This is a genomic window from Flavobacterium sp. UBA5153 (genome assembly GCA_002413745.1).
Taxonomy (GTDB): domain Bacteria; phylum Bacteroidota; class Bacteroidia; order Flavobacteriales; family Flavobacteriaceae; genus Flavobacterium.
In genome coordinates, this window is sequence record DHXP01000060.1 from 1 (window position 1) to 8,150 (window position 8,150).

Genomic DNA, 8,150 nt, shown 5'->3' on the forward strand with positions numbered 1-8,150 from the left:
GATGGAATTTCATTGTTTAATCAAAATAGAAATGTGATGAAATTGGCCGCTTCTGAAATTGATGTAACGCTTATTAAACAAATGCTTCAAAACAATCCAGGTAGAGGAATAAATAGATCCGATAATCCGAAAGTATATGAAAAAGAAACCTATTATAAAGAATATCGGTCTCTAAATGACAAAATGAAAATACATCAGAAATTTGAAAACCAAGGCATTCTTCTTCAGTTTATTTCTAGATTTTTGAGTGATCAAAATTTTAAACAAAAACATACACAAACAACATCTTCAAAAATTTTGGACACAATGAGTTACGTACAACTACATTTAAGCGAAAACCTCACTGTAGCACTATTAGCCAAAAGAGTTAACCAGAATCAGGATTATTTCTCGAAACAGTTTCTTCTTCATACTGGACGAAGACCCTTAAATTACATTCATGAAAAAAAGATAGAAAGAGCACAATACCTTATTGCAACAACCGATAAAGCTTTTTTAGAAATCGCTTTGGATACTGGTTTTTCTAATTTGCCTCACTTTTCGAAAATATTCAAGCAAATAGTAAGTCTGACTCCGGGAGCATTCCGTAATCAAAATGGTCAAGTAAATTAATTAGATACTTTCACCACAATAGTGGAAAAAATTGCAAAATCAATTTAAATAAAAACCCCTTGATGACGCAGTTTTGCATCCGATTGCAGCGAAGGAAAAATCATCCACAACACATTTTGTTCTTTTAGGAACATATTTTGTTCTTTTTATAATACAATGTATTACTTTTGTTCACAAATTAAATATGTTCACGTTTCCGTGAACATTAAAAATAAGTGAACAATGAACCCGCAAGAAATAATTCACAATGCATTAAATAATATCCAGACAAAAGCAAATATTATTGGCAAATGGAAGGATACAGTAGATAAAAACAGGATTGATGGGGAACTAAAACTAGAAATAGGGAACCAGACAATACACCTTTTTACGGATATAAAAACCGAAATAAGAACCATTCATCTTGAGAAAATAGAAGAACTAGCCAAAGAATATCATCCGTTTATTGTGGTGGCACAAAGAATATTCCCTAAAATAAAAGAAGAACTCCGCAACAGAAATATTGCCTATTTAGAAGCGAATGGAAATATTTACTTGAAAGAGAAAGGGTTATTTTTATGGATAGAAGCCAATAATTCCATTGAAATCAAAAATAAAACAACAAATAGGGCATTTACAAAAACAGGCTTAAAAGTGGTATATCAATTCCTGATAAACGAAAAGTGGATTAATTATACCTACAGACAAATTGCTGAAGAAACCAATACCGGAATTGGAAATGTAAATAACATCTTTACAGGCTTGAAACAAGAAGGATACCTATTACAGCTAAACAAAGAGCAATATAAATTGGAGAATAAAAAGAAGCTGCTCGAAAAATGGATAATGGAGTATGAAAAACGATTAAAACCAACACTAACAATTGGAACATTTCGTTTTCTCAAAGAAGAGGACTTCTACAATTGGAAAAAGCTACAGTTACAAAACGGTAAAACGTGGTGGGGAGGAGAACCGGCGGGTGATTTATTTACAAATTATTTACGCCCTGAAGAGTTGACAATGTATACAACAGAAACCAGAGGTGATTTAATGAAAAATTATCGTCTGGTTCCAGATACAAATGGAAATGTAAAAGTTTTCAAAAAGTTCTGGGAGAATGATGACGTAAATAACAATATTGTTCACCCTTTATTGGCCTATGCTGATCTAATAAACGAGGGAGACAGAAGATGTACCGAAACAGCACAAAAAATATACGATGAGTACCTACAAGATAAATTTTAAACAATTACGCCAGCAACCTCAACTTTCTGAAATGCTTTCAGCATTAGAAAGAGGTTTAAACAAATTCGATATTGACTTCTATTTGGTAGGAGCAGTAGCTCGGGATCTTTGGATGAGTGCCATAAATGATATTCCACCAAGCAGAATCACGGGAGATATTGATTTTGCCGTTTTTATTGATGACAAAGGAACCTATGATAATTTGAAAAAGTACCTGATCGAAGTGGAAGGTTTTTCACCATATAAGGGTAATGCTTTTGTCTTGGTTTGGAAAGGTTTTATACAAGTGGATTTACTTCCGTTCGGTGAAATTGAAGATAAGAATGATGCTGTTAATATAGAAGACAGTGGCTTAACAAGTCTCAATATGCCAGGATTCAAAGAAATTTATGATGTTGGTCTGCCAGTAGTGGAACTGGAAGAAATTCACAAATTCAAATTTTGTACATTACCAGGAATAGTGATTCTAAAATTATTGGCTTGGCAAGACAGACCTGAAATAAGAAGGGATGACATAAAAGATATAAGTAATATCTTAAAGCATTTTTTCGATATGTACGCAGAGGAAATCTTTGAGAACCACAATGACCTTTTTGGCGACAACGCTTTCGAATTGCATTTAATTGCCGCTAGAGTAATGGGAAGAGAGATAAACAAAATTGCAAAACGTAATGAGATGCTTCACAATAGATTGAAGGATTTATTGGAAGTCAGCACAAATAATAAGGACATTGAAATTGCCAAAATTATGGTAGAATTTTATGAAAATACCATCGAAGATAATTTAGTCCTGTTAGAACAGTTAAAAACTGGATATTTAGAATAAACCATTCCATTAGAAACATCATGCGCAATCAAGCGACCTCTCTTTGGTAAAAGGTCTTTTTACATTTCAGATACTACTCATTCGCCAATCCTCTAGGGTATAGTTAAAAAGTGAGAAAAAAGAGTGAGGAAAAGTAAAAAAAACGATAAAAACCAATTTTTATCCAAATATAAAATACCTAAAAATCAACAAGATAGTAAATTTAAAAGATCAAATTTCAATTTTCATAACCCTGAGGTCCCGAGTTCAAATCTCGGTCTCGCTACTAAAACAAACCCTTAAATATCAATTGTTTAAGGGTTTTTTATTGAAATTAATTCCTCACTGAGTGAGGAACTCGAGTGAGGAATTTAAAAAAAACAGTAGGCTATAACTCTAATAACGTGAATAATACGAAACCAGACCTCAGGTTTAGTATACTATATGCTGCTCCCTAAAATTCAGACAGTAATTTAAGATAGGGATAAAAACCTTAAATTAGCAAATTATGTCAAGAACAAGAAGAGTTTTCTCGAAGGATTTTAAATCCAAAGTAGTATTAGAAGCATTGAAAGAAAAAGAAACCATCGAGGTTTTAGCCAAGAAGTATGAATTGGATATGCAAATAAAACCCGCAGTATTAGTTAAGCAACATTTTTAAAATTATTTTTCTGTTTCCAGAATTCTTCTATTGTTTTGTAATCTAAAGTGGAATGACTTCTTTTTCTGTTGTACCAGATTTCAATAAATTCGAATATATCAAGTTCCATTTGCTCTTTTGATATAAGCTTATTGCCATAAATTTGTTCCGTTTTCAAAGTCTTAAAAAAGCTCTCAGCTACCGCATTATCCCAACAATTCCCTTTTCTACTCATACTTCTTGTAATCGTCTTATAGGAATCAATCACATTGGTAAACTTCTTACTGGCGTATTGGACACCTCTGTCAGAATGAAATATCATCCCTTTTTCAACGCTTCGGTTTTTAATAGCCATTCTCCAAGCCGCCAAAGAAGTTTCCTCTACACTCATCCCGTTACTCAAACTCCAACCTATGATTTTTCTATCATAGAAATCTAAAACGGTTGTTAAATATAAAAAACTGGATATGCAAATAAAAACTACACATTGAGTTAAGCTACATTTTTGTAATTAATTTGATTATTAAATTCTTCAATAGTTGCGTAATTCAAAGCAGAATATCTTCTTTTTCTGTTGTACCAAATTTCAATGTATTCATCAACTGTATTGTAAATTATAAAGTTTTTTTTAAATTAAATCAAAGACCTCTGATTAGATTTAGTGCATTATAGAGCACTAAATCATAAACATAAGCTAACATCAGAATGAAAAACATCATTTAGTGCTTTTTAATGCTCTTTTTATTAAATTTAATAAAATTTGTTTTATATTTGTATTAAAAAGAGCCACATAATGCACTTTAAAGAATTAATAAAAATAATAAAAAAGCGTAGAGAAGTACTGCAGGTGACACAAGAAACCTTGGCAGAGTTATCCGGCGTTGGCTTAAGAACCCTAAAACAATTTGAAAGTGGAAAAGGAAATCCAACATTACTTACTTTAGGAAAGTTAGCGGATGTCTTAGGTCTGGAGGTATGTCTAAAAGTTAAAAATCTATCTGTAACAAATGAGAAAGACAAAAATATTATATAAAGATGAAGAAGCAGGTATACTAACCCAACACGATGATGGTTCATTTACATTTCATTATCATGATTATTGGATAGCAGACAGCTCTAAACCAGGTATAAGTCTAACTTTACCTAAAAGTAAACAAGAATTTCATTCAAAATTCCTATTCCCTTTTTTTTACAACATGCTTCCAGAAGGCTCTAATAAACAAGTCGTCTGTAAATATAATAAAATTGACCTCGATGATTATTTTGGATTGCTGATGACTACCGCAAAAGACGATAGTATTGGTGCCGTTAGAGTTATTAAAATAGAAAAAAAATGAGTTTACCTGAAATACAATATTGTCCCGGTACATTAGCAGAAGGTTTTCACACTTATAGCAGAACCTGTTTAAATAGAGTGTTTCAGGGTAAAAAGGTACATCATATATTGCCTTATGATTCTCCTGCATCGAATTCTGAAACAGATGATCTATTTGAAGAAAACCGAAAACGTATGTCCATTTCAGGTGTGCAGGAAAAATTTTCTGTACTACTTGAAAAAAACAAGTTAAGGCTTATCAATGAAGGAGAACGTGGTACCTATATCCTAAAACCAATTCCCAGTATAGGAAAAAAATCTGACCAAATGCCTTCTAACGAACACTTAACAATGCAAATTGCTCGTCAAATTTATGGAATAGAAACTGCTGAAAATGCACTGATATTCTTTAAAAATGGTTCCTCTGCCTATATTACCAAACGTTTTGATGTAAAAGATGATGGCACAAAACTTGCTCAAGATGATTTTGCATCCTTGGCTGGCAGGACACCGCAAACACATGGTGAACATTATAAATACTTAGGAAACTATTTAGAAATATTTCAATTAATGCAGAAATATTTACCCGCTTACAAATTGGAAGCTCCTAAAGTATTAAAAATCTTGGTCTTCAATTATCTATTTTCAAATGGCGATGCTCATTTTAAAAACTTTTCTTTGCTTGAAACTCCCATGGGAGATTATCGATTAAGTCCAGCTTATGACCTTTTAAATAGTCGCATTCATATAGATGATAAAGACTTTGCATTAGATGATGGACTATTACCTCGAAATTTAGGCCAAGGAAAAATTAGTCAACAATTTGCCATACTGTCAGAGGAAGCAGGAATTAGTTCAAAAATTTTTAATGATATCATGACTTTGATGTTATCACAATCGGATAACGTAGAAAAATTGATAACAGCTTCTTTTCTGAACGATACCACAAAAAGAAATTATAGACAATCTTATCAGGGTCGTTTAAAACAATTAATTAAAAGATAAGTTGGAAATCATTTTATGTCTAAAACTTCGCTACTATCCACTTTGCAATAGCAATACTCATGATTTTGAAATAGCCAAAATTATGGCAGAATTTTATGAAAATACCATCGAAGATAATTTAGCCATATTAGAACAGATAAAAACTGGATATTTAGAATAAACCATTCCATTAGAAACATCATGCACAATCAAGCGACCTCTCTTTGGTAAAAGGTCTTTTTACATTTCAGATACCACTCATTCGCCAATCCTCCAGGGTATAGTTAAAAAGTGAGGAAAAAGAGTGAGGAAAAAGAGTGAGGAAAAGTAAAAAAATCAATAAAAACCAATTTTTAAATAAAAATAAAACTACTCACAATCAGTAACTTAATAAATTAAAAAGATCAAAATTTAGTTTTCATAACCCTGAGGTCCCGAGTTCAAATCTCGGTCTCGCTACGAGATTAAATTCAATGAAGTTGCGGGTTCGTGTATACGAACCCGCTTTTTTTATGTCTACAATTTCCTTACTTTTACGGGCAGTACACGTTACAAGACATTGCGGCAGAGTGTGTTAAAAAATGGTTTGGTAGGGAAGTTGGTTTAAAAAATAAAAAGCCATGAAAGAATCCAATATTTATATCCAACTATGGCAAAAATATAGACCTGTAATGATACAATCTGTTTTATGAAAAAATATTCTTTCCCTCCAATATCAAATCAAAATGCAACTGTTTTAATTCTTGGGACAATGCCTAGTGTACAGTCATTAGAATTAGGCCAGTATTATGGAAACAGCAGAAATGCCTTTTGGAAGTTGCTCTTCACCATTTTTGACGAACCGTTTTCAAATGATTATGAAAACAGAAAAAACATTCTATTAAAAAATAAAATTGCTTTATGGGATGTTTTACAAGCTTGTGTGAGAGAAGGAAGTTTAGATAGTGCCATTGAACAAGAAATACCCAACGATTTTAATTCGTTTTTAAAAACACATCCCAATATCAGGCATATTTATTTCAACGGACAAAAAGCAGCTGCTTATTATAAGCAATATGTAAAGGTTGGCAATGGATATAATCTTGTAACTTTACCTTCCACAAGTCCTGCCAATGCAGGAAAATCTTTTGAACAAAAATTAAAAGAATGGCAAATTATCAAACAATTATGAGCAAAGAAAATATCGACAATGGGCAACCTAACGCACAAAAGAGAACAATAAATTAGCAGCATAATGAGCGATATAATTATATACCAGAACATAGTCAATCAAGTTTAAATTGATGTTCAATTTGAGCAAGTCCAGTAAGTTTGTTGAAAATTCTTTTTTCATTCGAAGCAGAGCTTCGGGGAATTAAATCTAAATGATGGCGCGGATATGTGCATCGGTTCTCTATCCAGGATAGCCATTCAGCTATTCATTTGTCTGATTTTGTTTTTTTATCTTATGGCATAGCCAATGTTTTAAAGCTGTTTGAAAATATTTTTAATTATTTCAGTGGAGTATTTGCTGGAAATCTTTTTTATAAAGGACTGAAAATCAATGTGTGATTTATCATCAGCTACATCTGAAATGGTTCTTATAATACTGAAAGGGACTTCATATTCATAACAAACTTGGGCTACTGACGCCCCTTCCATTTCTACACACAATATATTGGGTAATTGGGTTTTAAGACTATGTTTTTGTTCATTGCTTGAAATAAATTGATCTCCGCTTGCAATATCTCCTATAAATAAATTGGGTTGTGAAATACTGAATTCCACCAACTCTTCATCACCAATAACTGAATGTAAACTTTTACTTTCAATTAATGTGTTTATTGCTTTTGATGCAATGGCCAAATGTGCTGAGTCACTTTCAAAATAGATCCGGGAGAGAAGTGGTATTTCATATTGCTTCATTAATGGTCTGGCATCCATGTCATGCTGAATAAGTCTTCTGCCTAAAACGATGTCTCCAATTTTCACATCTGAACTAATTGCTCCGGCAACTCCTGTAAATATCAATTCAGTGATTTGAAATTCGTGAATCAAAGTTGTTGCAGTTGTTGCGGCTGCAACTTTGCCCCACCTTGAAAATACCACTATGGTGTCTATCCCATTTATTTGTCCCGAAAAGTAGGTACGTTTACCCATTGACACCTCTTTGCGGTTACTCAGCAAAGTTACAACTCCTTCGATTTCTTCGGGCATGGCTCCCATGATTCCTATTGTTCTTTTTTTCATATTCATTTAATGGTTGCTGTCCTTGTCCTTATATTGTCACTTAACGTCAGAGTGTCCAATAATACAAAATGCCTTTTATTCAAACCTGGCCTGGAGTAAATATATTTGATTTAAACTACAATTAAGCTCTTTTTATAAAAATGATTTGGTTTATCTTCACAAGAAACGAAGTCGTAAATGGCGTCAACTGACGCCTGCCATTCAAAGTCCCCTGACTTCGGATTCTTTTATTTCCGGTCTAACTTTCCCTATGCCATCCCGAGAAAGGAGAAACCTTTAGGTTCAGCCAAGCCATATCTAATACCGCTAGTTATTTCAAATTAGTCCAATAAAAATTGAAC

10 protein-coding genes are annotated in these 8,150 nt (G+C 32.7%); 8 read left to right on the forward strand and 2 right to left on the reverse strand.

Features of this window, described 5'->3' with window-relative positions:
- From B2145_RS11690 to B2145_RS11705, 4 genes are all read left to right on the forward strand, one after another.
- Positions 1-612: helix-turn-helix domain-containing protein (locus B2145_RS11690; protein ID WP_291102414.1), on the forward strand; the 612-nt coding region annotated here is incomplete at its 5' end.
- A gap of 222 nt (positions 613-834) precedes the next feature.
- Positions 835-1,836, forward strand: coding sequence for a type IV toxin-antitoxin system AbiEi family antitoxin (locus B2145_RS11695; RefSeq protein WP_291102417.1), 1,002 nt, complete (start codon positions 835-837; stop codon positions 1,834-1,836).
- Positions 1,811-2,662 carry a hypothetical protein gene (locus B2145_RS11700; protein WP_291102420.1) on the forward strand — a complete coding sequence of 284 codons (852 nt, stop codon included), beginning with the start codon at positions 1,811-1,813 and terminating at the stop codon, positions 2,660-2,662. Before B2145_RS11695 ends, B2145_RS11700 begins: the two co-directional genes overlap by 26 nt.
- A gap of 487 nt (positions 2,663-3,149) precedes the next feature.
- The gene (locus B2145_RS11705) at positions 3,150-3,302 is read left to right on the forward strand and encodes a hypothetical protein (RefSeq protein WP_291102422.1); all 153 of its coding nucleotides are present in this window, start codon (positions 3,150-3,152) and stop codon (positions 3,300-3,302) included.
- Here B2145_RS11705 and B2145_RS11710 read toward each other — a convergent pair.
- Positions 3,286-3,756 carry an IS3 family transposase gene (locus B2145_RS11710; protein WP_349678072.1) on the reverse strand — a complete coding sequence of 157 codons (471 nt, stop codon included), beginning with the start codon at positions 3,754-3,756 and terminating at the stop codon, positions 3,286-3,288. The two genes, B2145_RS11705 and B2145_RS11710, sit on opposite strands and share 17 nt — an antisense overlap.
- A 318-nt stretch (positions 3,757-4,074) precedes the next feature.
- Between B2145_RS11710 and B2145_RS11715 the strand changes: the two genes are divergently transcribed.
- The 4 genes from B2145_RS11715 to B2145_RS11730 all read left to right on the forward strand — a co-directional run bounded on the left by B2145_RS11715 (position 4,075) and on the right by B2145_RS11730 (position 6,751).
- Positions 4,075-4,314: a helix-turn-helix domain-containing protein gene (locus tag B2145_RS11715; protein ID WP_291102425.1), complete on the forward strand. Its 240-nt coding sequence runs from the start codon at positions 4,075-4,077 to the stop codon at positions 4,312-4,314.
- On the forward strand, positions 4,289-4,618 hold the full coding sequence (locus B2145_RS11720; protein WP_291102427.1) for a HipA N-terminal domain-containing protein: 330 nt from the start codon (positions 4,289-4,291) through the stop codon (positions 4,616-4,618). Before B2145_RS11715 ends, B2145_RS11720 begins: the two co-directional genes overlap by 26 nt.
- Complete coding sequence (locus B2145_RS11725) at positions 4,615-5,601, forward strand: HipA domain-containing protein (protein WP_291102430.1); 987 nt, start codon at positions 4,615-4,617, stop codon at positions 5,599-5,601. Before B2145_RS11720 ends, B2145_RS11725 begins: the two co-directional genes overlap by 4 nt.
- Positions 5,602-6,268: 667 nt before the next feature.
- Complete coding sequence (locus B2145_RS11730; protein ID WP_291102432.1) at positions 6,269-6,751, forward strand: DNA-deoxyinosine glycosylase; 483 nt, start codon at positions 6,269-6,271, stop codon at positions 6,749-6,751.
- A gap of 293 nt (positions 6,752-7,044) precedes the next feature.
- Here the strand turns inward: B2145_RS11730 and B2145_RS11735 are convergent, their stop codons facing one another.
- A complete protein-coding gene (locus B2145_RS11735; protein ID WP_291102435.1) occupies positions 7,045-7,809 on the reverse strand; it encodes a 5'-methylthioadenosine/adenosylhomocysteine nucleosidase in 765 nt (254 codons plus the stop codon).
- Positions 7,810-8,150: the final 341 nt, after the last annotated feature.

Bases quoted from the DNA above. Each gene is read 5' to 3' on its own strand.
- B2145_RS11695 (WP_291102417.1), top strand. From the start codon at position 835: ATGAACCCGCAAGAAATAATTCACAATGCATTAAATAATATCCAGACA.
- B2145_RS11700 (WP_291102420.1), top strand. From the start codon at position 1,811: ATGAGTACCTACAAGATAAATTTTAAACAATTACGCCAGCAACCTCAA.
- B2145_RS11705 (WP_291102422.1), top strand. From the start codon at position 3,150: ATGTCAAGAACAAGAAGAGTTTTCTCGAAGGATTTTAAATCCAAAGTA.
- B2145_RS11715 (WP_291102425.1), top strand. From the start codon at position 4,075: ATGCACTTTAAAGAATTAATAAAAATAATAAAAAAGCGTAGAGAAGTA.
- B2145_RS11720 (WP_291102427.1), top strand. From the start codon at position 4,289: ATGAGAAAGACAAAAATATTATATAAAGATGAAGAAGCAGGTATACTA.
- B2145_RS11725 (WP_291102430.1), top strand. From the start codon at position 4,615: ATGAGTTTACCTGAAATACAATATTGTCCCGGTACATTAGCAGAAGGT.
- B2145_RS11730 (WP_291102432.1), top strand. From the start codon at position 6,269: ATGAAAAAATATTCTTTCCCTCCAATATCAAATCAAAATGCAACTGTT.
- B2145_RS11735 (WP_291102435.1), bottom strand. From the start codon at position 7,809: ATGAAAAAAAGAACAATAGGAATCATGGGAGCCATGCCCGAAGAAATC.